Raw genomic sequence first — 23,407 nt, forward strand, 5'->3', positions numbered from 1 at the left:
CAGTGCGGCGAGCGCGGTAACCGCGAAAGCTGCGAGCGCGGCCCGTGTGCGGTTTGGGGTGGTCACGAAATCTCCTGGGCGGGACGGCGGCGGGTGAGCACGAGAACGGCGGCACCGGTCACGATGAGGCCGAGCGCCAAGCCCGCGGTGGCGGGCACCGCCGCGGGGCCGGTGGACGCCAGGCTGGTGGGCGTACCGGCCTGCCGGTCGGTGGTGCCGGGCTGCTGTTGCTGTTGCTGTTGGTTCGTGCCGGTTGTGCCGTCGCCGACGACGAAGGTGTAGGTCTCGGTGTCGGTCAGCGTGCCGCCGCCCGCGCCGGGGGCGGCGACGGCGAACGTCAGGCGGTAGCGGCCGGGTTCGGCGAACGCCCAGTTGGCGTGGGCGTGGGTGCCCAGCGCGACGCTGTGGTTGTCGGGCAGGCCGTCGGTGCTGTTGAAGATGACGCTGGGTGCGCCGAACGAGCCGGTGGTGAACAGGCCGAAGGCCCCTGGTCCGTCGACCGCGGTCAGCGTCCACGTCATCGGGCCGGACACCTCGGCCGGGCGCAGTTCCTCGGTGGACCAGCCCGTCCACAGCAGGTCGCCCTGCTGGGTCTGCGGCAGCAGGAAGATCTGCTTGCCCGCCTCGCCGAGGAAGGACAGCACCGGTTGTGCCGGGAGTTCGGTGCGTGCGGCGGCGGTGATGGCGAACTCGACGTCGGCGGGTTCGCGCCAGGTGGTCGTGCCGGTGGCTGTGCCGTCCTTGACCTGGATGTGCAGGCCGTCCGCGAGCAGGCGGGGCGCGAGGGCGTCGACGTGGCCGTGGTCGAGGGTGACCCGGCCGGTCGCGGTGGGCGATGGCTGCGCGGCCGCCGCGAGCCGCGGCTGCGGTTCCGGTTGTGCTGGTGCCTGTGCGGCGGTGACCGGTGCTTCGAGGAGCGGTTGTGGTGGCGCGGCGATCGCGGGTCGGGCTTCTTCGGCAACCAGGATCGAGTAGTCGTGCGTGATCGTCAGCGGGCTGCCGTCGAGGGTGTGGGCGGTGGCCTCGACCCGCAGCAGGTGCTCGCCGGGCGGGGGCGCGTCGACCTCGACCGTACCGCTGGAAGCGACGGGGACCACGACCGGTTCGTCATGTGCTGCCGCGTCGAGAGCGGCGGGTGTGGAGGCGTCCGCGACGGAGGTGCGGAGCTTCACGGTGTCGCCGAAGACGGTGCCGGGCTCGATGGCCGTGGTGTTCCAGGTCAGCGACACCCGCTCGGTGGCGGCCGGGACCGCGAGGGGTTCGGACTCGGCGTCCAGTTCCAGGCTTCCGTTCTCGATCGCGAGCACGGCGTCGGCGACGGGTTCGGTGTGCGGTGTGGTCGGTGTGGGTTCGGCGGCAGCGGTCGGTGCCGTCATCAGCAGCGCGGCGGCCACGCCGAGCAGCGCGCCGGTTCGGGCGTGGGTCACGACTTCTCCTGGGTGAGGACGGCGGCGGGAGTAGCCGCTGTGGCGATGGCGGCCTTGCGGGGTTGGGTGAGCAGGCCGTGGCGCGGTGCGAAGAACCAGCACAGCAGGAACACCGCGGTGAGGGTGAGCACGATCAGGCCGCCTGCGGCCAGGTCGAACGCGTAGGACAGGTAGAGGCCCAGCACGCTGCCGCCCGCGCCGATGAGCGGGGCGAGCAGCATCATCACGCCCAGGCGGTCGGTGAGCAGGCGGGCCGCCGCTGCGGGGGTGACCAGCAGGGCGAGCACGAGAACGTTGCCGACGGCTTGCAGGGAGATGACGATGGCCAGGGTCACCATCACGTGCAGCACCACGTCGAGCCAGAACACCGGCAGTCCAACCGCGCGGGCCTGTTCACGGTCCAGCGTCGCGGCCGTGAACCGGCTGTTGAACAGCGCCGTGCACAGCAGCACCGCCGCTCCGATCACTGCGACCGAGACCACGTCGGAGTCGCTGATGCCCAGGATCGAGCCGAACAGGAACGACTCCAGCGAGCCGCCGTAACCGGGGGCGGTGCTGAGGATGACGATGCCCAGCCCGAACGAGGCGGCGAAGAAGATCCCGATGACGGAGTCCTCCTTGAGCCTGCGGTTCTGGGTGAACACCGCGATCAGCAGCGCGGTGATCACCCCGGCGACCGCGCCGCCGAGCACCAGGTCCAGGCCGAGCACGAAGGCGATGGCGATGCCGGGGAAGACCGAGTGGGCGACCGCGTCGCCGATGAACGCCATGCCGCGCAGCACGACGTGGCTGCCGATCACGCCGCACACCAGGCCCGACATCAACGCCACCAGTAGCGCGCGGCGCCAGAAGTCGTACTCCCACGGCGCGATCAGCGCCTCCAGGAACGCGGTCACCTGGTCACCCCCAACGTCTTGAGCAGTTGCTCGGACCGGTCCAGGCCGAAGGTGCGCAGCCAGATGTCGGTGTCGGCCAGGGCGGCGGGTTCGTCGTCGGCGATCACGACGCGGTTGAGCAGGCACAGGCGGCTGCACAGGGTCGTCGCGGCGGCGAGGTCGTGGGTGGTCATCAGCACCGCCACCCCTTCGTCGCGCAGTTCGGTCAGCAACGTGCTCAGCAGTTCCTGTGTGGGGGCGTCGATGCCGGTGAACGGCTCGTCGAGCAGCAGTACCTCAGGCCGCAGGGCCAGCGCTCGTGCGACCAGGACGCGTTGCCGTTGGCCGCCCGACAGCTCGCCGACCGGCCTGGTCCTCAGGTCCGCCATGCCGACGCGGTCCAGGGCCTCGGCTACGGCCTCGCGGTCGCGGATGGCGCGGCGGCGCAGCAGCCCGGTCAAGTGGGTGCGGCCGGTGGCGACCGCACCTTCGACCGTGATGGGAAAGTCCCAGGCGAACTCGTGGCGCTGGGGCACGTAGCCCAGCGAGCCCTGTGCCTGGCGCGGCGTGCGGCCGTCGACGACGATCGAACCGCGGTGGACCGGGATCAGTCCGAGGGCGGTGCGCAGCAGGGTCGTCTTGCCGGCGCCGTTGGGGCCGATCAAGCCGACCAGCTCCCCGCGCCGCAGGCGGAAGTCCACATCGGACAGGACTTCACGGCCGCCCAGGTGCACGGTCACACCGGAGATGTCCAGCACCGTGTCAGTCATTGCTCCTCCCGGCGGTACGACGGGACCGAACGACGAGCGTCGTGGCAACGGCCAGCACGACCACACCGCCTGCCGCCGCGATCCACACCAAAGGAAGCCTTCCGGCAGTCGTGTCGGCGGGTTGTGCCGCGGCCGGGCCGGAAGGAGAAGTGCTGGGTTCGGCCGTGGGGAACGCCGTCGCCGGATCGCCTGGTCCGACGTGGACCTTCAGCGTCGCGCGGTCGCCGCGGCCGTCGGCGGTGGCCATCTCGACATCCAGTGAGTAGGCGCCGGGTGCGGTGAACACCCAGTTGCCGTGCACGTGAGTGCCTGCTTCGACACCGGTTTCCTGCGGGTAGGGCCGTTCGCTGCTGAAGATGGTCTCCGGTGTGCCGAAGTTGCCGGTGAGGAACAGCTCGAATCGGCCGGGGCCCTCGACGCCGAGCAGGCGCCAGTCGACCTCGCGGCCGACGACGTCGGCGATGCTGGGGTCCTGGGTGTTCCAGCCCGGCCACACCACGTCGGGGTCCTGGACCTGCGGCAGCACCCAGACCTCGCCGCCCGGCGTGCCGAGGAATTTGTAGGCCGGGTCGTCGGGAACGGTCGTCTTGGCCGCGTCCGCGACTTGGAGCACCACGTCGGAGGGGTTGCGCCACACCGGCCCGTCACCGGTGTCGTCACGGATCTCGACGGTCCACTTCCCATCGACCAGGCGTGGGCCGAGGTCCACGTGGCCGTCGGCGATGACAACGGGCGCGGGCTGGGCGTGCGCTGCAGGCGGGAGGAGCAGCAGCACGGCGGCAGCCGCGAGCACGGCCTGGATCAGGCGAGGCACCGGGCGACCTCTTCCGCGTTGTGACGCATCATGTCCGCGTAGCTGCGGGTGCGCTCGTCGAAGGAATCCCCGTACAGCAGGCAGACCTGGACGCCTTGGTCGCGGGCCACCTGGCTGAGCACCGAGCCTCGTTGGGCGAGGTTGGGTTCCATGAACACGGCGGGCACCTTCAGGTTGCGGATGGTCTCGGTCAGCTTGCGCACGTCCTCGACGCTGGGTTCCTGCGCGGGGTTGGGCACCACGAACCCGGCCACGGTCATGTCGTAGGCGCTGGCGAAGTAGCCGAACCCGTCGTGGGTGGTGACCAGGTGGCGGCGCTGCCGGGGCACTGCCGCCACGGTCTGGCGGACCTGCGCGTCGAGCTCGTCGAGCCGGGCAAGGTACTCGCGGGTGTTGCGGTCGTAGTCCGCCGCGCCGTCGGGATCGGCCGTGCGCAGCGTGTCGCGCATCAGCTCGGCGTAGGCGCGGCCGTTGCGCACGTCCTGCCACAGGTGGGGATCGATCTCACCGTGCACGTGCTTGCCCAGCACCGCCTGCGGCAACTGGTGCACCGAAGCGCCCGCCGCGCCCAGGAACGCGAACCTCGCGTCGCCGGGCACGGTGGCGATCGCCTTGTTCGGCACCTCGATGACGGCCTGCGAGGCGGGCACGACCTCTTGGGTGGTGCCGCCGGCGCGATCGTTGAACGTGTACAGCTCACCGCTGTCCAGGTCGACCGTCAGGTCGGTGTGCCCCTCGTTCAGCACGGTGCCCGCGATGCCGGTCGGGTCGACTCCTACCGCGAAGGTGAACGTGCCCTCTCCCAGAGGTTTCTGCTCGCCGTCGTTGAGCAGGGACGCGCGCAGCGTCAGGCGGTAGGTGCCCGGTGCGGTGAACGCCCAGTTGAGGTGGGTGTGGGCGGCGGGAGGCAGAGTGGTGGAGTCCACATCGGACATCCCGTCACCGGAGTCGAAGTACACCACCGGTTTGCCCAGGGATTCGGTCAGGTAGGTCACGAGCTTTCCGGGGCCTTCCACCGCGGTCGCGGTCAGCCGCACTTCCGAGGTGCGGGTGGCGCCGCGCGCCTTGCCGTCGCCGCGCACGCGCAGGCCCAGCCACAGCACGTCGAGCCCGACGTTCTCCACCAACGGGATCACGTGCGCGCCGTAGGTCTCCGATGCCTCGGCCAGTGAGACGTTCGGCGTTCCCTCGCGTGCGTTGGCGTCGATGGCCTTGATCAGCCGCTGCTCTTCCAGCAGCAGGTGGTTGGTGAACGTCACGTCCGCCGCGGCGACCTTCTTCGCGTCGGCGGGGGTGGGCTCGTAGGAGTGCGGGTCGCCGCCGGGTGGTACGAGCGAGTCGACTCGGACGCGGTCTCCCCCAACGTTGCGTACCAGGTCGGCGAGGATCTCGGTGGTCGTGACCACGGACAGACCGTCACCTCCGCTTCCGGCCTTGCTGGAGGTGCACGCGGTGGTGGCGAGCAGGACCGCGCACAAGGACGCGGCAGCCCGTGAGGGCGCACGCAGGCGCATCTGTTCTCGAACCTCCAGACACCCGTCGTCGGACCGACGGAACCTCGTGAACCTAATACAAACGACAACCGTTACCAATAGACTGAGTGGACCGACACACAGCGGCCATCCGGCCCTGTTGACAATGATTGCCGTTGGCAACACTGATGATGTCGCATCACGTCGCTCCCCCCCGCGACGGCGGCCGTCGTGCCGCGGTGCCGTCTCCTCCCCGTGACGGCACCGCGGTCGCCCGCCCGACGGGGCCGAGACCGCGAAGACCCACCGCCACCGGCGCCGCGACACCGGGGAACGGAACAAAGCCCATGGCCTCCACGTCGAACGACCGCCGCAATCCCACAGGTCCGTCCACGGAGAACCCGGCCGAGGCCGAGGCGGTTTTCCTCGACGCCCACCTCGCGCTGCTCGCCGATCTGCCTGTTCGACATGGTGACGCGGTGGCGGACATCGGCCCCGGCGCGGGTTCGGTCACAGTGGCCCTGGCCCGCGCGGTGGGCGCCTCCGGCCGGGTCTACGCGGTGGACCACGACCCGGAGATGCTCGAGGCGGTGGCGCGGGCAGCACGTGCGGCCGGTGTGGCGGAGCGTGTTGTGCTGATCCACCACGACCTGGACGACGGTCCGCCACCCCTGCCGGAGCCGGTGGCGGCGGTGTGGTCGTCGACGTGCGTTCACCATGCGTTGGACTGGCGCGCCGCCGTCGCCGGACTCGCCGAACTCCTGAGTCCCGGCGGCGTGCTCGCGCTGGCCGAGGGCGGACTGCCCGCGCGCTGCTTGCCCTGGGACGTCGGAGCGGGGCGGCCCGGCCTGGAGATCCGCTTGGACGAGGCGCACAACCGCTGGTTCACCGACTGGTTCGAACACCGACCAGGGGTGACGCGGCCGGACCGGGGCTGGGTGGACCTCCTCGCCGACGCGGGCCTGGTCGACGTCGGCAGCCGCAGCGCGCTGGTCGACGTGCCGACGCCGCTGCCCGAGGACGAGCGTGCCGCGGTCGTGCGCGAATTGGCCGCGCGGGTCGATCGGGCACGGCGGTTCCTCACCGAGGATGACGTCGAGGCGTGGTCGCGCCTGCTCGATCCCGCTGACCCGGCGTGGTTGGGCAGCCGCACGGATCTCGCGCTCCTCACCGCTCCCACGGTGCACCGGGGCCGGGCGCCGGACCGCACGTAACCGAGGACATCGTGAAGCACCAGCGTGATCACGCGGGGTCATCGCGACGGCGCTTCACGCCCGGATGTCGACCTCGTGCTGGGTGGGACTGATCCATTCGGTCGTATTGATAATGATTATCGTGTGCAACACTACCGCTGCGGTCCACCCGGACCGCGAACCCGCACGATGGGAGTGCACACCCGTGCGCACGACTGCACACATCGCTTTGCTCCTGGCCGCGGCGACCGGCCTCACCGGCCTCGCCGCCGCACCCGCCACCGCGACACCGGTCACCGTCATCAACTCCGGCCACGTCGACGTCTTCGGCGTGGCCTTCGAGGACGGCGCGTTCGACCTGCACGTCCACGACGAGGGCGCCGAAGCGGAGTACGCCCCGTCCGAGGTCCTCCTGGTGGCCGAATCCGCGGCGCGCACGACCGTGCCCGCCGACCCCGCCTACGCCTTCCTCGGCGCCCCCGGCCGTCCGGTATGGGTGTTGCCGCAGGTGCAGGACCCGAACCTGCTGTGGCCCGGCATCGCCGCCGAGGAGATCGAGCCCGGCGTCTTCGTCGACGGCACGCTGCGCCTGAAGGTCCAGCGCGTGCGGGGTCCCGGCGACTTCAGCATCTTCACCACCGACGCCGTCGGCGCGCCGACCGTCCTGGTGGACAGCGGCAACGGTCTGCCCGACCGCATCGATCTGGTCGCGGGCGATCACCAGCACGCGAACTGGGCGTTCGAGGCCGCGGGCACCTACAAGGTCACCGTCCGCGCTTCGGGGACCCTCGCCGCCACCGGCGAGAAGGTCGTGTCCGAGCCCGCCACCTACAGCTTCAAGGTGAACCGATGATCGCCCGCCTCGCCGCCGCCGCGCTCGCCGCCGGAATCGCCCTGCTCACCACCGGCACGGCCCACGCGGCCGTCACCCTGTCCTCCGGCCACGTCGACGCACTCGACGTGGACTGGACCGGCAGCGCGCTGACCCTCGACGTCCGCGACTCCACGGTCTCCCCCGCCGTCGACCGCGACCCGTCGACGGTGACGTTCAACGCCGTCTCGGCGAGCCGGACCACGGTGCCCTCCAGCGCCGCTTACTCGTTCCTGGGCACGCCCGGTTCCCCGGTGTGGATCCTGCCGCAGAGCCAGGTCAGCGGAATCCTGTGGCCGGGCTTCGACACCGCGGGCGTTCCCAGCGGCGTTCTGCAGGGCAACACTCTGACCGTGAAGCTGGTCTCGGTCACCGGGCCCGCCGACTTCTCCGTCTACACCACGAGTTCCTTCGGCACCCCGACCGTGTGGTTCGACAGCGGCAACGGACTGCCCGACACCCGCTCGTTGGCGGTCAACACCCACGCCCACGCCAACTGGGCGTTCGAGGCGGCGGGCACCTACACCGCCGTCTTCGAGATCACCGCCACCAAGGCCGCGGGCGGCACGGTCACCAGCGGTCAGAAGAGCTACACGTTCACCGTGCAGCTCTGATCTGACCGCTTACAGGAACAACTTCCTCGCAGGGAAGCCGGGTCCGCGGCACCGTTTCGACGGTGTCGCGGACCTTCGTGGTCGCTGCTGCGGCCGCTCTGTCCGCGAACGATCGACACCAAGCACGGGGCGTCAACACGACGCCCGCATGCGGGGTTCGTCCTTGCCGGTCAGTGCTCGTCGTAGTGCTCGCCGTGCGCGGCGTGGCGGTGACCGTCGTGCACGTAGTCGGTGTGGTCGCCGTGCGGGACCGCCACATGGCCACAGCCCTCGCCGTGGGCGTGGTCGTGGGCGTCGTGGGCACCGGGTTCGCAGTCGTCGAAGTGACCGTCGTGCGCGCGGTGGAGATGGCCGTCGTGGGCGTAGTCAACGTGGTCCTCGTGCGGAACGGAAACGTGACCGCACCCCTCGCCGTGGACGTGCCCGTGATCGGTGTGCTCGAGATGTGCCGTGGTCATGATCGACCGCCTTCCCACTTCGCTTATAACGCCCTCACCCGGACGCCTCAGCATCGATAACTGAACGTAACGAGATATTAGGCCATGCGCATGAATGACGCAGACCGAGAACTCGATCAGCCCAAGCCGTTCATTGAAATGAAAATCATTTCTATTTATGCTGTCGGCATGGAGAACTCGGTGATGCTGGTGGCCGGACTCGGTGAGCACAGCGTCGCCGAGGAGGTGTGGCGAGCCACCGCCGGCTCCACCCTGGTCCGCCACGACCTGAGCAGGCTCGCCGACGGGATCGTGCACCGCTGGATCGACGGACTGCTCACCGAACTGCGTCTGGAACACGGGTGCGTGTCGTGCACCATGAGGCTGGACCTGATCCCCCTGCTGCGAACCCTGCCAGGCCCTGTGGTCGTGCACCTGGACCCGGCCCTGGAGCCCGAGGCGGTGTGCCTGGCCTTGGAGGGCGAACCGGTTCGCGTGGACGCCGTGGTCACCGTCGTGGACCGGGCGACCTGGCTGGCCGACGCGACCGGCCACGACTCCTTGGCCGGTCGCGGCCTGAGTGCCGCCCCCGGTGACCGCCGCACCGTGTCGCAACTGGTCGTGGGCCAAGCCGAGTTCGCCGACGCGCTGGTCCTCACCGGACCGTCGGGCGATGACCGGATCGAGGCGGTCCTGGACCGCCTCAACCCCTCGGCACCCCGGCAGGAGGTGGCGCACCTGCACGTGCCGACGCTCCTGGCCGCGATCGACCGCGACGCTCGGCGCGGTGAGGTGGACGACCTGTTCAGTCCTCTCCTGCGCGGCCGACCGCCCCTCGAGGCCGCACACGGCGTGCACCTGACGCACTTCACCGCCCGCCGCCCCTTCCATCCCGCGCGCCTGCACCGCACACTGGTCGCCCTCGCCCAAGGCGTGGTGCGCATTCGCGGCCGCGTGTGGCTCGCCAGCCGTCACGACACCGCGCTGTGGCTGGAAGCCGCGGGCCGGGCGATGCGCATGGCCGACGCGGGCCCTTGGCTCACGACCGCCGGCACCTCGCCCGACACGGACGCCCGCCACGCGGACCTCACCGTGGGTCAGGAGCTTCACCCTGGCGACCGTGAACAGGAACTGGTGATCATCGCCCACCGCTCGTCGAGCGAGGTGATCACCTCCGCGCTGCGCGAAGCGCTGATCACCGACGAGGAGGCGGCACTGGCCGGGGAACTGCGCTTCGCCGACCCCTTTCCCGGCGCGCACGAAAAGCAGTCCTGACCGCCGGCGCGGTTGTCGTAATCAGGGCGCGGGGCGTGCCCGCGGCGGACTCGACGGGTTTCGTGCTCGCGCGCAGCACGCGGAGCCTCCGCCGGACGCGCCACAGTGCGACGAGGACGCCCACGAGCAGAACCGCGGCGGCCAGCATCGTCCAGGACACCGCCCAGAGCGTGGTGTCCGCCGAGGCCGGCTCCACCGTGCCCGCCAAGTCCTGGGTGGCCGAGGTGACGGGCTCGGCCCGCACGTGGACGTCCAGCGGTCCGAGCGGCCAGACGCCGGTCACAGTGTGGGTCAGCGTCACGGCGTTGCCGGGCAGCAGTTCGGGCAGCACATCGCCCGTGGTCGCGCGTTCGGAGAGGCCGAACAGCGCGCTCACTTCGACGGACGGGCGCAGCGCGAGGCGCAGGTTGCCGTCGTTGACGACCGTGTAGGTCACATCGACCGCACCGGTACCAACGGGGTTGAGCGTTCCCCGGTACACGGCGGTGGGCGACTCGACGCGCACGGAGGGGACGACCGAGCCCGCGACACGGACGAAGAGCCTGCTGCCGACTCGGCGTTCGACCTCCACGGGTGTGTCGCCGGAGGAGACCAGCGCGGCGACGAGACCGCCGACATGGTCACCGGGTTCGGCGTCGGCGGGAACGGTGATGCTGAAGGGCACGACCACCGTGCCCGCGGGGGGATGACTACCACGGGCGAGGCGAGCGACACCCAGTTGCCGACCATTGTGGACGGTTCGTCCCTGGCGAGCAGGTCGAACCCGCCGGTGCCAGTGTTGACCGCGTCGCCCGCGTAGAGGTCGACGGAGAGGTCGCTCGCGCCGAGGTTGCGCACGGCCAGGTGGTCGTCGTACCGCATGCCGGGCTCGACGACGTAGTCGAAGCGCGGGCGACCGTCCGGCCCTGCCGCCGAGGCGGGCGCGACCGACCAGGTCAGCCGCTCGGCGCCCGCCTGCGGGCCCGGCTGGGCACCGACCGGTGTTCGGTCAAGCGGTCACTACCGATTTGTGCCTGCCAGGACGTGCAGCGGTTCGGGGTCGCGTGCGGCCAGGTAGCGACAACTCTGCGGTGGCTGGAAGTCGGCGTGATCGCGAAGCCACCGCAATGCATAGGGATCCGGGAGTTGCCGCGGCGATGTGACGGTCAGCGCGCAGCCCGATTCGGCTACGGCCAAGTACACGTCGAACTCGGCTCGGGTAAGGCCAAGATTCTTGCCATGGCGCCGCCACAAGGCGTTGGGTCGGTCGACGTCGACCGCGTCAAGGGTGGCGAGCCCTACAACGGACATCACTGGCGAGCTGGCGTAGATGATGATCGTGGTTCCCGGTACCGCGGATACCCGGATCCGGCGCAACTCGACAGTCTTGGATCCTTCGAGGATCGCCTCGGCGAACCGAGGACGCAACGACATCAGCAGCGGCCTGGTGGTGGGTATCCCCACCGCTCATACGCGTGCTTGACGTCCGCGTCTTGGCCAAGGAACAGCAGTTCGCTGGCCGCACCATTGGCCTTCGCGATGACATCACGAAGCCAAGCGGCGTCGCTGCCACCGGTCTTCACCTCCGGAGTGCTCTTAACCTTCGCAGGCCTGCGTTGCAGTATCTGATCCTTCAAGCCCTCCATCGCGCTTTGTCCAGTCAACGGGATGATCTCGACGTATCGGGTTGCCTTCAACCTTCCGAGGAAGGCCCCAATTAGCTCATCCCGGTCGACATAGAAGGGTTCAAGCCGAAGGAGAGGCAGCAATCCGGCCCTGCGCAGATGGCTCGCAGGGGTCCTGACGGCGCTGCGGGCGGTCGTCCACTGCTTGGCGAGGTGTTCCGCCTACTCCCATGCCACCGGCTCCGACACCCAGGTGAGGATGCCGATCTTGTCGAGATCCTTCGCGAGATCGGCAAGGCTGGCGATGTCCGGCCCGACGGCGCCATAGGCGTTAGCATCCACAACGACGGCTCGGTTGATCAGGGAGTTCCGATAGATTCCGCAGAATCACTGTATCCATCCGGGACTCCACCTTGGCCATGCGCAAATCGTGCTACCGCTGTTTTTCAGTCACCACTATGTCACAATACGGCACCGCCAAGCTCATGGCGTCGATATCGAAGATGTCGTTGGGACTCCAGCTTTTGGATGCATTGCGATGCTGCTCCGTCTTCAACAATGACGATACGGACGAGACGGGCATCGATCGCACAAACGCACGTACTGTTGCCCTGTCAACGAAAAGCGCCTCAATGTCAACACTTCCCCAATGCCGCAGCGCTTCCAACAAAGGGACCTTCAGTTCGATTCTGACTTCCTGCAGAGTGAGGAGGTCGCCGAGCTTTTGCCCTGTTCCCCACTCCGTGCTGTGATGACGCTGATGCTGATCGATTTCTGCTCTGCTCGCCGCGTATTGCCCTCTTGCGCGACGGCCTCCCGGTATCCTAGTTGCGCCAACTGCGGAAGGTCTGCGTCCGCAGGGCCACGGAGCATCCCGCGTTCAGCAAAGAGATCAGCTTCCATCATGAACTTGTCGAAAGCAGCGTTGCCCATACGTGCTCGAATAAAGTCGCTGGTGTCGCGACCATCAGTCTTGTTGCGAAGCGTGAAGCCACCCTTGATCCCGAACGCATGACTGAAACCTCGGCCGAGCAGGTTGACGGTCGAGCACGGCTCCGCAGAAGGCCCAAGCCGAGCATCGAGCATTGTCTCGATTTCCAGTCTGATGACGGTTTGGCGATTGAGAAGAGCGCTGAAGCCTGATAGCTCCTCCATCACGTCAGCGAGCCGGCCGCGCTGAGCGGGGTCCTTGATTTTCGTCATTTCCATGTAGTGGGCGCTCGCTAGGACGAACACCGCCATTCCAGCTGCTCGCGCATGCCGACATGCGTCAAGGGCCAGCCGATAGCGCTCACCGTTGACGCTGCCGCTGGCTGCTTGGGACAGGTAGATCCAGTGGTTGAGATCGAGGTAGACCAGCTTTGGCGGGGCCGTCGGCCGCACCAGCGCCTGTGGCCACAGCAGATCCGGCAACTCGGCGGCGGGAGTGGGCATCTGGAGAGTGTCAACCAACCACCGCCGCTGGGTCTAACCGATTCGAGCACTCACGTTGCCGTGTCCTGCGTTCAGGTCCGTGCGCGGTGTTCGACGCTCATTCCGGCGATGGGTCGGTTTGGCAGCGGCGTTCGAGGAAGACAGTGTCGCGCCAACGGCCGTGGTACCGGACGATGCGGTAGCCCGCGCTGTGGCGCAGAGCGAGTCTGGCGCGATTCTCCGGGAAGATCGACGTTCGCAAGGTCCACAAGTCGTCCCTGCTCATCAGCGACCTCACCTTTGGACTCCGACCACGACGGGATTCCGACGTGCACCAGCAGGAGGACTGACCTCGGCTCGGTGAACGGTGAGCGCGCCGTGCATCTTCGCGCTGTGCTCGTCGAGCCCGATGATCTCCACGGTCTTGTCGCGTGCGGCGTGCTTGGTCGTGATCGCGTCCGCCGAAGAGGCGACCCAGGGCGTGCGCGGTGATGAGGTCGATGACGACCTTGCCGGGGTCGCCCGCGTAGCCGAACTGGGTGACAAGGTCATCGCTGGAGGCGAAGAACAGTGCGCTGTTGACGGCGTGGACGACCTGTTCGCCGTCGGTGTCGACGGGCGTGGTCACCGCCGCCAGGCGTGCGACACGGCGAGCGATGGTCACCATCGCGCAGGACGTCGCGTTCAGGACAGGCGCTCGAGGGCGTCAACGGCCACGGTGACACCGTCCTGTGCCCGAATCAGCTCGCCGAGGTGTTCGGCGCGTTCACGAAGGGCGACGTCGTTCACCACCCTGGCCAGCCGGTCGGCGGTGAGGTCCTGCTGCCGCAGCGGTGCGGGTGCGACGTCCACGGCGTGCATGCGGGCGGCCCAGTGCGGCTGGTCGGCGACGAACGGGCACACCACCTGCGGGTGTCCGGACGCGAGGGCGGCGCCGGTGGCGCCGCTGCCTCCGTGGTGCACGATCGCGCTCATGCGGGGGAACAGCCAGTCGTGCAGGGCTTGGTCGATCACGAGCACATCGCCCGACTCCACCTCCGGTGCGATGCCACCCCACCCGGTGGCCACCACGGCCCGGACCCCGGACGTCCGGACCGCTTCGGCCACGAACGCCGCGGTGCGCTGAGCCCCTCGCCTGGCCATGCTGCCGAAGCCGAGTCGGAACGCAGCACAAGTCGCCCCGCGCCCTACGGTGAAGCGGGATCCCGTCCCGTCGGCGACTTCCTTTCCACAACATCGGGTCTGCGTCAAGTCCGGTCGGGCAGCAGCGGTGGCCGCCATCGCCAAGTGGGGTTGCCATCGGGTGCGATTCCTTTGCGCCACAAGGACGCGGGTGTCATCCGGATCATGGTGACCATCGCCCGATGAGCGGCTTGCGAGGTGGTCCGGTGGCCGTCTTTGCGGGCGCCGCGAGCGGTGGTTTGGGTGCGTGGCCGACGGTCGGCGTCGTAGCGGCGCAATGCCGCGTCGACGGTCGACTCCCCCGCGAGCGCGGTGGCCAGGACTACAGCGTCCTCGATGGACTGCCCGGCGCCTTGGCCGCGGTCCGGGCTCATCGCGTGCGCCGCGTCGCCGAGCAGTGCCACCCGTCCCGTGACGTAGCTGGGCAACGGGTCCAGGTCGTGGATGTCGATGCGGATCAACGCCTCGGTCGGGGTTGCCTCGATCAGGCGCGGGATCGGGTCGTGCCAGGTCCCGATGCGGCGGATGAGTTCGGTCTTCTCCTGGTCGGAGCGGACGTTCGGCTGACTGGCGGTCGTGACGTAGGCCCAGTACGCGCGGCCACGTCCGAGGGGGTGGATGAGGAAGTAGCCGCCAGGACCGAGGGTGATGCTGCCGGGCAGGTCGGTGACCTCGGCGATGCCCAACCAGGCGGTGCGGCCGAGGAACCGCGGCGGTGGAGCGTCCGGCCACAGCAGTCGGCGAACGGTGCTGCGGATGCCGTCGGCGGCGACGACCAGATCAGCGGTCAACTCGCCGTCGCCGAACCCGACAGCCGCCCTGTCCGCCTCCTGCCGCAGTCCGGTGACCTCCGCGCCCGTGCGCACCCAACTGCCGGGCAGCGCGTCCAGCAGCACCCGGTGCAGGTCGGCGCGGTGGAAGGCGAGCATCGCGGTCACGTCGCCGGGCCGGGCGCGTTGCAGGTAGCGGCCGTCGGGTGTGCGCAGGTTGCCCGCGGCGTGGGTGGGCACTCCGGCTGATCGGGCCTGCTCGCCGACACCGAGCGCGTCCAGCGCGCGGAGGGCGTTCGGGGCCTGGGACATTCCCGCGCCGATCTCGCCCAGCACCGGCGCCCGCTCCAGGACCGTGGCCCGCCAACCGATGTGGCGCAGCGCCAGGGCTGCGGCCGCACCGCCGATGCCGGCGCCGATCACGATGGCCTCTCGGGTCACGATGTCTCCTCGTCGGCGTGCAGGGGTGGTGCGTTGTCGAAGACGGTGGCCATCCACTCGAAGGTGGCGTGCGCCTGGCGGACGCGCTTCGCGCGGTCGTCGTCCGAGCCGACCAGGTCCAGGCCGTCGCGGGTGATGTCCAGGAACGAGGTGATGCCGGCGATCTGCTGGCGCACCACCGCCGACCACGCCTCCTCGGCCATGCGGTGGTAGACCGTGCGCTCACCGGGCCGGGTCCGCCAGGTGAGGAAACCCATGCTCGACAGCAGCCGCAGGTTGGAGGTCAGCGACGCGCGGCTGGCGCCGATGGCGGCACTGATCTGCGCGGCGGTCTGCTCCGGCGCATCGCAGACCATCAGCCACCCCAGCACCCGTCCCGCGATCGGCGGCACGCCATCGCGCGCCAGGTACATGGCCACCCGCTCCACCCACTCCAGCAACCGCTCCTGGTCGTCCATGTCGAGCCAACCTCCCAATTACAGATTTTTCAGCACGTACTAAAATACCTGTATCGTGGCGAGCAGGCGCCCTCGGGGCATGACATCGGTGAGCCGGGAAGTCTGGTCGGCCCGCGACCCGCCACGGTCGCGGAGAGCGAGGAGGATTACCGGTGGCCATCACCAGACCGCTGCTGGCCTGCGGTGTCGCAGCCGGTGTTCTCGTGCCCGTGCTGATCTGGGCCGACGGCGCCACCCGCCCCGGCTACAGCCTGTGGCACCACGGCGCCAGTCAACTCGGCACCGGCGAGAGGGCCTGGCTGCTGGTGCTGACCTTCGTCGTCGGTGGTTTGCTGCTGATGGCTTTCGCGGCCGGGCTGCGTCAAGCGCTGCGCCACGGCCCAGGCTCCACCTGGGGGCCGCTCCTGGTGGCGGCGGCCGGAGCAGCGCTGGCCGTGGCCGGTGTGGTGCCCACCGATCCCGCGCTCGGCTACCCACCGGAGCTACCGGCCGTGGTCACGGTCGGCGGTCGGGTACACGGCCTGGTCGGGCTGGTCCTGTTCGCCGGGCTGAGCGCCGCCGCGTTCGTCCTGCCTCGCGCCCGCACCAGGAATCCTCGCGTGGACACCGGCCGCGGATGGACGACCTACTCCCGCGTCTCCGGCACCCTCATCATCATCTTCGCCGTCGCCGCGGGCATTGCGTACCGCCTCGATGTCCAGGACGTCTGGCGACCCGCCCCCGCCGGTCTGCTCGAACACGCCGCGCTGCTCGCCGGATTCTGCTGGATCATCGCGCTGGCCGTCCGACTGCTGCGCGAACCCACCTCATGATCCACACCATGGCCACTCAGGTGACGGACGGGTCGACAACCTCGCCCACCAAGGACACCACCACGTCGAGGTGAGCGGAGGTGGTCAGGTGGCCGACACCGGGAAAGACCCGGAGATCGAGGCCCATCGTGCGGCGGACGGCCGGTGCCAGTCGACGGGGCGGCAGGAACCGGTCGTGCTCCCCCACCCCGACCACGCACGGCAACTCGGCGCGACGGGCCAGCAGTGCGACGGGCAGGGGTGGAGGGGCCAGCGTCGTGCGGCACGCGGTGGCCATGAGGGCCATCCACTCCACCTCGGTCTCGGGCGGCTCCTCACCGGGAGCGACGAACAGCCGGAGCATCCGGCGGGCGTGCTCGGCTGTGGGACGCACCAGCCACACGGCCGATGCCAGAGCCAGTGCCGGGTCCACGCCGAGTCGGATGAACCCCGCAGGTGAGACCAGCGCCCGCGCCGCGATCCGGGGCGAGTCGGCCGCCAGGACCACTGCTGCGCCCAGAGAATTGCCCACCAGCACGACACCGTCGGCATCCACAGCCGCCAGGATCTCGTCCAGCACTCGGCCGTACCAGGCCAGCCGGTCCCGGCGGGGCCTGCGCGGGTCGCTGAGGCCGGGTTGACCCGGCAGATCCACCACGGTGGTCGCCCAGTGGGCCGACAGCGCCTTCAGCCACGGCAGGGCAACCGCGGCGTTGAAGCCGGTCCCCGGCACCAGAACGACCCGCGGCGGCCCGGTTCCGGCGGAGGTGAGTTCCACCCGACCGACGCTGGTGTCCACGGTCGTGTGGGTGAGGGGGAAGTACGCGCGTGCCAAGGTTTCCGCACACCACCGCCGCACCGCGCGTTCACCCCGTGGGCTCTTGTACACGGTCGGCATCGCGCCAGTGTGTTCGGTGGCTCGTGGTTCGTCCAGCCCTGATCATTGAAGGCGGGTTACGCAACGCAGGTCGGCGTCAGTCGTTTCCAATCTCTCCCCGAGGAGTGTCGTGGGCGACCGCGCAGCGCAGACCGCCGAGTATCCGGTGGTACGACGTGTGCTGACGGCACCAGCAACGAAGAGGACCCGCGGGTTCGGTACGTCCCGCGGCGGAGGGATGAGCAAGGACCCTGCGGTCCAGACGTCCGGTCTCACCAAGCCGATCAAGATCGGTAGCTCGATCCGCTCGTCCAGGCCTGCACCACCCTGATCGTGAAGCATTGACCTGGCCACAGAACAGTGCGGTCTGCGAACGGTCGTTCGGCCCGCAGGACCGAGGCTGATGGCCGCGAGGGCTTGTCGACCCGTTGATACCGACGACGGTCAGGGCAGCCACATCGCACGTATGACAACCGCGAAACGGTTGCGGATCAGGTCGGCTGATATGCCGACGTGATGCGCTCCAGGGCGGCCACGGCGACCGATACCCCGTTCTCGGCCCGCACGCTGCGGCCCAGTTGCTCCGCTGTTCGCGCCATGTCCGGATCTCCGGTCACGGTGGTGATGGCGGTGGCGAGCCTGGAGGCGGTGAGGTGGCGTTGCGGCACAGGTGTGGGCGCGACGCCACGTTGCTGGGCCAGCCGGGCCCAGAACGGCTGGTCGACGGCGAACGGGCACACCACTTGCGGACGTCCGGCGGCGAACGCGGCGCCGGAGGTACCGGCACCACCGTGGTGGACCACGGCGGCGACACGGGGAAACAACCGCTGGTAGTCGACCTCGTCCACGACCAGAACGTCGTCCCCTGGCGTACTGTCGGACAGCCCACCCCATCCGGTACCGATGACCAGACGTGTCCCGGTTCGACGGGCGGCCTCCAGGACCTCGGCGGTGCTGCGCCGCGGGTCACGGCCCGACATCGAGCCGAACCCGACGAACACCGGCGGGTCACCGGCAGCCAGGAAATCCTCGACACGGTCCGGCAGCCCGTCGCCCGACGCTGGAAGGACCCAGTACCCGGTGGTGGTCACCGAGTCCGGCCAGTCCGGCGGCGGGGGCAGCACGGCGGGGCTGAAGGCGTGCAGGACCGGAGTGGGGCCGTTGTCGGGGCCGCGCAGCGGATCGTGTCGTCCGCGACGACGCGGTAGGCCGAGTGCGTGTTCGCGCCATCGGTCGACGACTCGGCCGAACATCACGGCCGGGGCGGTCATCCCGAGGTAGGTGGCGCGATGGGCGATCGCGGGCAGCCACCCCGGAAAGGTCACCCCCGGCCAGGGGAATTGCCTGGTCGGCACGTACAGGGGGATCGGCAGCGCCAGCACCGCCGGAACACCCAGCGCCTCGGCGACGTGCTGCCCGGCGAGGATCTGACCGTTGTGCACCACCACATCCGCGCCGGCTCCCGCACCCTGCGAGGCGACGGTCCAGCAGTCCTGCAGCACCTGGGTGAACATCGACGGCATGGTCCGCGCCTGCCGTAGCCGGGCGCGTATCCCACCTTCGATCACCGTGCCCGCGTTGGCCGGGTCGTCCATCAATCGCATCGGGCCGTCGTCCACGCCGGCGAACGGCACGCCGTGCCCAGCGACGAAGCCGGCGAACCGGTGCGGTGCGGTGAGCACCACCTCGTGGCCCGCGGCCAGCAGTCCCCGCCCCAGTGCGACGAACGGTTGGACATCGCCCCGCGTCCCGAGCGTCATGATCAAGACCTTCATCGGTGTGTCTCCCTTGTCAGGTCAGGTCAGGTCAGGTCAGGTCAGGTCAGGTCGCGTCGGTTGAAGGACCACACACCCACGGCGAGCAGGACCGCGGTCATGGCCGCGAGGATCCCCGCGTCAACCCACTGCACGCCGTTCCTCAACGGCTCACCCCCGAGGTAGTGGTGAAACGGCGACAGGTCGCGGGCCCACCCGACGCCCAACTGGGCGCCGAAAGTGTTGGCCGCGTAGGCCAGCACGCCGATCCCGGCGCTCACGCCGAGTACCAGGCCGCGCCCGGCGCCTGCCGCTCCCAGCGCGATGGCCAGCGCGCCGAACGTCATGGCGAGTAAGGCTGCGTTGAGACATTGACCGGCGAACCCGCCGATCAACACGGTGTCGAGCCGGGCACCCGACCGGATGGCGAGCATCACGGCGAACACCACACCCGCGATCACGGTCGCGCCGGTGGCCAGGGCGGCGAAGCGGTGCACCAGCAGGCGGGTGCGGCTGACCGGGTGGGTGATCAGCACGTCGAGGTGACCGGCCTCCTCGTCACCCGCGAGGGCACGGGTGCCGGTGGCGATCCCGTACATCGTGATCAGCAGCGGAACGAGCAACCCGAACGTGGTGGACTGCAGGTACCCGGCGGCCGAGGAGATGTCGTCGAGCCGGAACGCGTCCCGCAGCGCTTGGGGGAAGGTGGCCAGGACGTCGGTCATCGCACCACCGGCCAGTTGCGGATAGAAGCTCGCGTACATCGCGGCGACCGCGGCGGTGCCCAGCGCCCACGCGCTCAGCGCCCGTCGGCCGTCCCGGACGGTCTTGGTGAACACGTTACGCAGCAACACTGTCGTGTCCTTCGTAGTAGGTGAGGAACAGTTCCTCCAGGTCGGGTTCCTCGCTGAGCAAGTCGACGATCGTGTGCCGTGCGGCGTGCTTGACCAGCGCGTCCGGGCTGCCGTGCACCCGGCAGTCCAGAACCGTGTCCACAATGGTCAGGTCCGTGACGTTCGGCAGCGCGTCGAAGTCCGCGGTGGGTACCGGAGTGGCGAACGTGATCCGCACGCGGCGGACCGCGCGGTGACGCAGGGCGGCGACGCTGTCCACGGTGACCAGACGGCCGTCGCGGATGATCCCGACCCGGTCGGCGACGCGTTCGACCTCGCTCATGATGTGCGAGGACATGAAGACCGTCTGCCCCGCCGCCTTGGCCTCGGCGACCAACCGCAGGAACGTCTGCTGCACCAACGGGTCCAGCCCGGAGGTGGGTTCGTCGAGGATGAGCAGTTCCGGCTGATGCATGAACGCCTGCACCAGACCCACTTTCTGCCGGTTGCCCTTCGACAGCGCCTTGATGCGTGCGCCGAGGTCGAGATCGAGCCGTTCGGCCAGTCCGGTGATCCGGGCACGGGAGATACCGCCGTGCAGGTTCGCCAGGAACGTCAGGCAGTCGTCGACGGTCTGCCGGGTGTCGACCACGAAGTCACCCGCCAGGTAGCCGATTCGCCGCTGCACGGCGACCGCGTCCGACCGCGGGTCCAACCCGAGCACGCGCACCGTCCCGCTGGTCGGGCGGATCAGATCGACCAGCATCCGGATGGTCGTCGACTTTCCCGCGCCGTTGGGGCCGAGGTAGCCGAACACCTCGCCGCGGGCGATGTCGAGCGACAGGCTCGCGAGGCCGCGGCGATGCCTGTAGGTCTTGGTGAGCTGGTCGAGCCGGATGACCGATTCCACGCTTCTAGACTGTACTGAGTGTTCGCAAATTTCCAAACACTTAAAACTGTTAGGATCGCGTCAAGACGATCGAGGGAGATGCATGTCCGACACCGCCGACGCGGCCGAACAGCTCGCACTGATGCTGACCCAGAGCGGTCTGCAACGGATGACCGCACGCGTTCTCGCGGCGTTCCTGTTCGCCGAGCAGGACACCGTCACCGCGGGCGATATCTCCGAACGACTCGCGATCAGCGCCGGTTCGGTGTCGACCGCCATCAAGTCCCTCATCGGCGTCGGCCTGATCGAACGCGTGCCGGCGCCGGGCAGCCGCCGCGAACACTTCCGCGTCCCCGACGAGGGCTGGGCCACGTTGATGTCCACCCAGAACACGGTCGTGCAGATGATGCAGGACGCGGCAGACAAGGGCATCGAGGCCGCCGGTGAAGACAGCATCGCCGGTCGACGCCTGGCGACCATGCGCGACTTCTACGCCCACGTCATGCACGAACTGCCCGCCGTCATCGACCGCTGGCGCGCCGAACGCAGCACCGGCAAGTGATCCGCCTCCAGCACAGGCGTTCGACCGTGTGATGTGCCGCCGGGCCGTTGCCAGTTCAGGGTGGATTGGGTGGATAGGGCGCGGCTGCCGTCGTCAGGAGGGTTGCCATCGGCAGTAATGCCGTGGCGACACAAGGGCGCGGCCGTCATCCGAATCATGTGACCATCGCCCGATGGTCAGCCTTCGAGGTGCCCGGTAACCCTCTTTGCGAGCGCCGCAGCAGTGGATTGCGCGTGGCCCGGCGGTCGACGTCGTAGCGGCGTCATGCGGCGCCGACTGCCGGCTCGCCCACGAGCGTGGCGGACAGGCCGGCGGCGTCTTCGATGGACCGCCTGACACCTTGGCCGCGATCCTGGGCTCATCGCGTGCGCGGCGTCGACGAGCAGCCATCCACCCCGTAATGCAGGTCGGCACCGGGTCCAGCTCGTGACTATCGATGTGGATCACAGCGTCGGGCGAAGCGGTCTCGATCAGACGTGGGATCGGGTCGTGCCGGGCACCGACCCGGCGGGCGAGTTCGACACGCTCCCATTCACAGCGGCACCCAAGCTGGTCGACGATCACGGCTTCCGGCGCGGTAACGGGCCCTCCAACCTCCGCAGCAGGTCGGCGCCCCCTGTATCACCGCTTGCCAGGGCCACTGCCGCCCCACGCACGACCGGAGCAGTCGCCACTGGGCAAGGCCGGTACTCGGTGGTACGTTGTAGCGGTACCCGGTAGCACCGAGTACCGGGAGATCGAAGAGGGCTCACGATGGACGATCTGACGGAGATGCTGAAGGGCACGCTGGAGGGCTGCGTGCTGGAGATCATCGGCAGCGACGAGACCTACGGGTACGCCATCACGCGTCGGCTGAACGATCTCGGTTTCACCGACGTCGTCGAGGGGACGGTCTACACCATCCTGCTTCGACTGGAGAAGAACGGGCTCGTCCAGGTGGCGAAACGACCGTCCGAGGTGGGCCCACCGCGGAAGTTCTACGCGCTCAACGACGCCGGACGCGAACAACTCGCGACGTTCTGGGTGAAGTGGGAGTACATCACCTCACGGATCGACAAGCTCAAAGGGAGCGGGAGATGAACTTCTGGGAGACCATCACGGGCAGCGATCTCACCAGGGAGTGGAAAGCTTTCGCGGCCAGGGCCGAGGTATTGCCTGCCGATTATCGAGCGGCGTGGGGAGAGGTCATCGGTCATCTCTTCCCCTACGGGGACTTCACCGGTCGCAACCTGATGCCGATCCTCGACGGTGCCCTGGGACTGCTCGAAGAAGCAGCGGCTGACGGGCTGGGCATCCACGAGGTGCTGGGTGATGACATCCGGGGCTTCTGCGCGGCGCTGGCCGGCGGAGAAGGAGCTCGGACCTATCGCGACCGGTGGCGCGAGCAGTTGAACAGGAACGTCGCGAGGAAATTGAGCCGACTAGGGGGCTGACGTGGGCATTCGGGACATCATCGAGGGCAAGAAGCAGTGGCGGGCGCACCTGGCGCGGGTCAAGGCGCTCCCGCCAGACTACCGGATCGTCTACCAGGAGATGCAGCGGTACATCTTCAAGGTCGGACCGATCGACCTGTATAACGGGACGCTGCTCTCAGGGATCGTCGACTTCTTCGAAGAGGGCGTCGCGGCCGGCAAGGGAGTCCTGCAGCTCATCGGCGACGACGTCGCCGCTTTCTGCGACGACCTCCTCAAGGATTCGCGCACCTACGCGGACGTCTACCAGGAGTCCATCGGCAGGGAACCTGGCACGGCCGAGAAGTAGTTCCTGCTGCCCGAGTGCACCGGCGGGTGCCTTGACCACCGGGATGTCATAGCCCCGGTCTGTGTAGAGCCGCCGCCGAGAAGCGCACATCCCGCCACCAGGCTGGAATTTTCCACCGCGCTGAACACTTCGCGTTAACCCTTGATCGTTCGTTCGATACCAGTGCGAAATCGAGTCCGCATCTCGTATTTCATTGCGGATCATGGTCACGTTGCCCAGCGACTCCGTTTCGTCAGCACGGTGGCGGTCCTGCCTTCGAATGGTGGGCGATCAAGGCTGCCGCGATCAGTTCAGCGTTCGTGGCCGCCGGGCTGCGCCAAACAG

General features: G+C 68.9%; 26 protein-coding genes. 9 read left to right on the top strand and 17 right to left on the bottom strand.

The window, feature by feature from the left end; genetic code table 11:
• Positions 1 to 62: 62 nt before the first annotated feature.
• From VFZ92_RS02345 to VFZ92_RS02365, 5 genes are read right to left on the bottom strand one after another with little or no spacing between them, the layout of a single operon-like run.
• Complete coding sequence (locus VFZ92_RS02345; protein ID WP_330873983.1) at positions 63 to 1,427, bottom strand: choice-of-anchor M domain-containing protein; 1,365 nt, start codon at positions 1,425 to 1,427, stop codon at positions 63 to 65.
• Complete coding sequence (locus tag VFZ92_RS02350) at positions 1,424 to 2,323, bottom strand: anchored repeat-type ABC transporter permease subunit (protein WP_330873984.1); 900 nt, start codon at positions 2,321 to 2,323, stop codon at positions 1,424 to 1,426. Before VFZ92_RS02350 ends, VFZ92_RS02345 begins: the two co-directional genes overlap by 4 nt.
• A complete protein-coding gene (locus tag VFZ92_RS02355; protein ID WP_330873985.1) occupies positions 2,320 to 3,072 on the bottom strand; it encodes an anchored repeat-type ABC transporter ATP-binding subunit in 753 nt (250 codons plus the stop codon). Before VFZ92_RS02355 ends, VFZ92_RS02350 begins: the two co-directional genes overlap by 4 nt.
• Positions 3,065 to 3,886 carry a TIGR03773 family transporter-associated surface protein gene (locus VFZ92_RS02360; protein ID WP_330873986.1) on the bottom strand — a complete coding sequence of 274 codons (822 nt, stop codon included), beginning with the start codon at positions 3,884 to 3,886 and terminating at the stop codon, positions 3,065 to 3,067. Before VFZ92_RS02360 ends, VFZ92_RS02355 begins: the two co-directional genes overlap by 8 nt.
• Positions 3,874 to 5,400, bottom strand: a complete 1,527-nt coding sequence (locus VFZ92_RS02365) for an anchored repeat ABC transporter, substrate-binding protein (protein ID WP_330873987.1) — start codon at positions 5,398 to 5,400, stop codon at positions 3,874 to 3,876. The genes VFZ92_RS02360 and VFZ92_RS02365 overlap by 13 nt, the downstream gene beginning before the upstream one ends.
• A 305-nt stretch (positions 5,401 to 5,705) precedes the next feature.
• On the opposite strand from VFZ92_RS02365, the gene VFZ92_RS02370 reads away from it, so the two are divergent.
• The 3 genes from VFZ92_RS02370 (at position 5,706) to VFZ92_RS02380 (ending at position 8,036) form a co-directional block, all read left to right on the top strand.
• Positions 5,706 to 6,572: a class I SAM-dependent methyltransferase gene (locus VFZ92_RS02370; protein WP_330873988.1), complete on the top strand. Its 867-nt coding sequence runs from the start codon at positions 5,706 to 5,708 to the stop codon at positions 6,570 to 6,572.
• Positions 6,573 to 6,756: 184 nt separating this feature from the next.
• Positions 6,757 to 7,404, top strand: a complete 648-nt coding sequence (locus VFZ92_RS02375) for a choice-of-anchor M domain-containing protein (RefSeq protein ID WP_330873989.1) — start codon at positions 6,757 to 6,759, stop codon at positions 7,402 to 7,404.
• Positions 7,401 to 8,036, top strand: coding sequence for a choice-of-anchor M domain-containing protein (locus VFZ92_RS02380; protein WP_330873990.1), 636 nt, complete (start codon positions 7,401 to 7,403; stop codon positions 8,034 to 8,036). Before VFZ92_RS02375 ends, VFZ92_RS02380 begins: the two co-directional genes overlap by 4 nt.
• A 170-nt stretch (positions 8,037 to 8,206) precedes the next feature.
• On the opposite strand, the gene VFZ92_RS02385 is transcribed toward VFZ92_RS02380, so the two are convergent.
• Complete coding sequence (locus VFZ92_RS02385; RefSeq protein WP_330874064.1) at positions 8,207 to 8,494, bottom strand: hypothetical protein; 288 nt, start codon at positions 8,492 to 8,494, stop codon at positions 8,207 to 8,209.
• Positions 8,495 to 8,584: 90 nt separating this feature from the next.
• Between VFZ92_RS02385 and VFZ92_RS02390 the strand changes: the two genes are divergently transcribed.
• Positions 8,585 to 9,748 (top strand): CobW family GTP-binding protein, encoded by a 1,164-nt coding sequence (locus VFZ92_RS02390; protein ID WP_330873991.1) that lies wholly within the window; start codon positions 8,585 to 8,587, stop codon positions 9,746 to 9,748.
• Here the strand turns inward: VFZ92_RS02390 and VFZ92_RS02395 are convergent.
• From VFZ92_RS02395 to VFZ92_RS02425, 7 genes are all read right to left on the bottom strand, one after another.
• Positions 9,669 to 10,412 carry a hypothetical protein gene (locus VFZ92_RS02395; protein WP_330873992.1) on the bottom strand — a complete coding sequence of 248 codons (744 nt, stop codon included), beginning with the start codon at positions 10,410 to 10,412 and terminating at the stop codon, positions 9,669 to 9,671. The two genes, VFZ92_RS02390 and VFZ92_RS02395, sit on opposite strands and share 80 nt — an antisense overlap.
• Before the next feature lie 335 nt (positions 10,413 to 10,747).
• Positions 10,748 to 11,161, bottom strand: coding sequence for a hypothetical protein (locus VFZ92_RS02400; protein WP_330873993.1), 414 nt, complete (start codon positions 11,159 to 11,161; stop codon positions 10,748 to 10,750).
• Between the two features lie 869 nt (positions 11,162 to 12,030).
• Positions 12,031 to 12,786: a hypothetical protein gene (locus VFZ92_RS02405; protein ID WP_330873994.1), complete on the bottom strand. Its 756-nt coding sequence runs from the start codon at positions 12,784 to 12,786 to the stop codon at positions 12,031 to 12,033.
• A 97-nt stretch (positions 12,787 to 12,883) separates the two neighbouring features.
• Complete coding sequence (locus tag VFZ92_RS42375) at positions 12,884 to 13,432, bottom strand: hypothetical protein (RefSeq protein ID WP_414719789.1); 549 nt, start codon at positions 13,430 to 13,432, stop codon at positions 12,884 to 12,886.
• A gap of 17 nt (positions 13,433 to 13,449) precedes the next feature.
• Entirely contained in the window at positions 13,450 to 14,046 is a 597-nt protein-coding gene (locus VFZ92_RS02415) for a glycosyltransferase (RefSeq protein WP_330873995.1), read from the bottom strand.
• Positions 14,013 to 15,158, bottom strand: coding sequence for an FAD-dependent monooxygenase (locus VFZ92_RS02420; protein WP_330873996.1), 1,146 nt, complete (start codon positions 15,156 to 15,158; stop codon positions 14,013 to 14,015). The genes VFZ92_RS02415 and VFZ92_RS02420 overlap by 34 nt, the downstream gene beginning before the upstream one ends.
• Entirely contained in the window at positions 15,155 to 15,616 is a 462-nt protein-coding gene (locus tag VFZ92_RS02425) for a transcriptional regulator (protein WP_330873997.1), read from the bottom strand. Before VFZ92_RS02425 ends, VFZ92_RS02420 begins: the two co-directional genes overlap by 4 nt.
• A 152-nt stretch (positions 15,617 to 15,768) precedes the next feature.
• On the opposite strand from VFZ92_RS02425, the gene VFZ92_RS02430 reads away from it, so the two are divergent.
• On the top strand, positions 15,769 to 16,428 hold the full coding sequence (locus VFZ92_RS02430) for a DUF998 domain-containing protein (RefSeq protein ID WP_330873998.1): 660 nt from the start codon (positions 15,769 to 15,771) through the stop codon (positions 16,426 to 16,428).
• A gap of 16 nt (positions 16,429 to 16,444) precedes the next feature.
• Here the strand turns inward: VFZ92_RS02430 and VFZ92_RS02435 are convergent, their stop codons facing one another.
• The 4 genes from VFZ92_RS02435 to VFZ92_RS02450 all read right to left on the bottom strand — a co-directional run bounded on the left by VFZ92_RS02435 (position 16,445) and on the right by VFZ92_RS02450 (position 20,817).
• Positions 16,445 to 17,185 (bottom strand): alpha/beta hydrolase, encoded by a 741-nt coding sequence (locus VFZ92_RS02435; protein ID WP_330873999.1) that lies wholly within the window; start codon positions 17,183 to 17,185, stop codon positions 16,445 to 16,447.
• A 590-nt stretch (positions 17,186 to 17,775) separates the two neighbouring features.
• Positions 17,776 to 19,059: a glycosyltransferase gene (locus VFZ92_RS02440; RefSeq protein WP_330874000.1), complete on the bottom strand. Its 1,284-nt coding sequence runs from the start codon at positions 19,057 to 19,059 to the stop codon at positions 17,776 to 17,778.
• Positions 19,060 to 19,100: 41 nt separating this feature from the next.
• Positions 19,101 to 19,892 carry an ABC transporter permease subunit gene (locus VFZ92_RS02445; protein ID WP_330874001.1) on the bottom strand — a complete coding sequence of 264 codons (792 nt, stop codon included), beginning with the start codon at positions 19,890 to 19,892 and terminating at the stop codon, positions 19,101 to 19,103.
• Positions 19,879 to 20,817, bottom strand: coding sequence for an ABC transporter ATP-binding protein (locus VFZ92_RS02450; RefSeq protein ID WP_330874002.1), 939 nt, complete (start codon positions 20,815 to 20,817; stop codon positions 19,879 to 19,881). Before VFZ92_RS02450 ends, VFZ92_RS02445 begins: the two co-directional genes overlap by 14 nt.
• Before the next feature lie 46 nt (positions 20,818 to 20,863).
• Between VFZ92_RS02450 and VFZ92_RS02455 the strand changes: the two genes are divergently transcribed.
• From VFZ92_RS02455 to VFZ92_RS02470, 4 genes are all read left to right on the top strand, one after another.
• Positions 20,864 to 21,322 (top strand): GbsR/MarR family transcriptional regulator, encoded by a 459-nt coding sequence (locus VFZ92_RS02455; protein WP_330874003.1) that lies wholly within the window; start codon positions 20,864 to 20,866, stop codon positions 21,320 to 21,322.
• A 753-nt stretch (positions 21,323 to 22,075) separates the two neighbouring features.
• A complete protein-coding gene (locus tag VFZ92_RS02460) occupies positions 22,076 to 22,402 on the top strand; it encodes a PadR family transcriptional regulator (protein WP_330874004.1) in 327 nt (108 codons plus the stop codon).
• Complete coding sequence (locus VFZ92_RS02465) at positions 22,399 to 22,755, top strand: DUF1048 domain-containing protein (RefSeq protein ID WP_330874005.1); 357 nt, start codon at positions 22,399 to 22,401, stop codon at positions 22,753 to 22,755. The genes VFZ92_RS02460 and VFZ92_RS02465 overlap by 4 nt, the downstream gene beginning before the upstream one ends.
• A gap of 1 nt (position 22,756) precedes the next feature.
• A complete protein-coding gene (locus VFZ92_RS02470) occupies positions 22,757 to 23,083 on the top strand; it encodes a DUF1048 domain-containing protein (RefSeq protein WP_330874006.1) in 327 nt (108 codons plus the stop codon).
• Positions 23,084 to 23,407 lie beyond the last annotated feature (324 nt).

It is taken from the genome of Umezawaea sp., from assembly GCF_036375055.1.
In the GTDB taxonomy this organism is placed as follows: Bacteria; Actinomycetota; Actinomycetes; order Mycobacteriales; family Pseudonocardiaceae; genus Umezawaea.

Excerpts from the sequence above, each read along its gene's own strand:
- VFZ92_RS02415 (WP_330873995.1), bottom strand. The coding sequence starts at position 14,046 with ATGGCGGCCACCGCTGCTGCCCGACCGGACTTGACGCAGACCCGATGT.
- VFZ92_RS02390 (WP_330873991.1), top strand. The coding sequence starts at position 8,585 with ATGAATGACGCAGACCGAGAACTCGATCAGCCCAAGCCGTTCATTGAA.
- VFZ92_RS02455 (WP_330874003.1), top strand. The coding sequence starts at position 20,864 with ATGTCCGACACCGCCGACGCGGCCGAACAGCTCGCACTGATGCTGACC.
- VFZ92_RS02385 (WP_330874064.1), bottom strand. The coding sequence starts at position 8,494 with ATGACCACGGCACATCTCGAGCACACCGATCACGGGCACGTCCACGGC.
- VFZ92_RS02400 (WP_330873993.1), bottom strand. The coding sequence starts at position 11,161 with ATGTCGTTGCGTCCTCGGTTCGCCGAGGCGATCCTCGAAGGATCCAAG.
- VFZ92_RS02440 (WP_330874000.1), bottom strand. The coding sequence starts at position 19,059 with ATGAAGGTCTTGATCATGACGCTCGGGACGCGGGGCGATGTCCAACCG.
- VFZ92_RS02355 (WP_330873985.1), bottom strand. The coding sequence starts at position 3,072 with ATGACTGACACGGTGCTGGACATCTCCGGTGTGACCGTGCACCTGGGC.
- VFZ92_RS42375 (WP_414719789.1), bottom strand. The coding sequence starts at position 13,432 with ATGGTGACCATCGCTCGCCGTGTCGCACGCCTGGCGGCGGTGACCACG.
- VFZ92_RS02365 (WP_330873987.1), bottom strand. The coding sequence starts at position 5,400 with ATGCGCCTGCGTGCGCCCTCACGGGCTGCCGCGTCCTTGTGCGCGGTC.
- VFZ92_RS02380 (WP_330873990.1), top strand. The coding sequence starts at position 7,401 with ATGATCGCCCGCCTCGCCGCCGCCGCGCTCGCCGCCGGAATCGCCCTG.
- VFZ92_RS02460 (WP_330874004.1), top strand. The coding sequence starts at position 22,076 with ATGGACGATCTGACGGAGATGCTGAAGGGCACGCTGGAGGGCTGCGTG.
- VFZ92_RS02425 (WP_330873997.1), bottom strand. The coding sequence starts at position 15,616 with ATGGACGACCAGGAGCGGTTGCTGGAGTGGGTGGAGCGGGTGGCCATG.
- VFZ92_RS02405 (WP_330873994.1), bottom strand. The coding sequence starts at position 12,786 with ATGCCCACTCCCGCCGCCGAGTTGCCGGATCTGCTGTGGCCACAGGCG.
- VFZ92_RS02370 (WP_330873988.1), top strand. The coding sequence starts at position 5,706 with ATGGCCTCCACGTCGAACGACCGCCGCAATCCCACAGGTCCGTCCACG.
- VFZ92_RS02465 (WP_330874005.1), top strand. The coding sequence starts at position 22,399 with ATGAACTTCTGGGAGACCATCACGGGCAGCGATCTCACCAGGGAGTGG.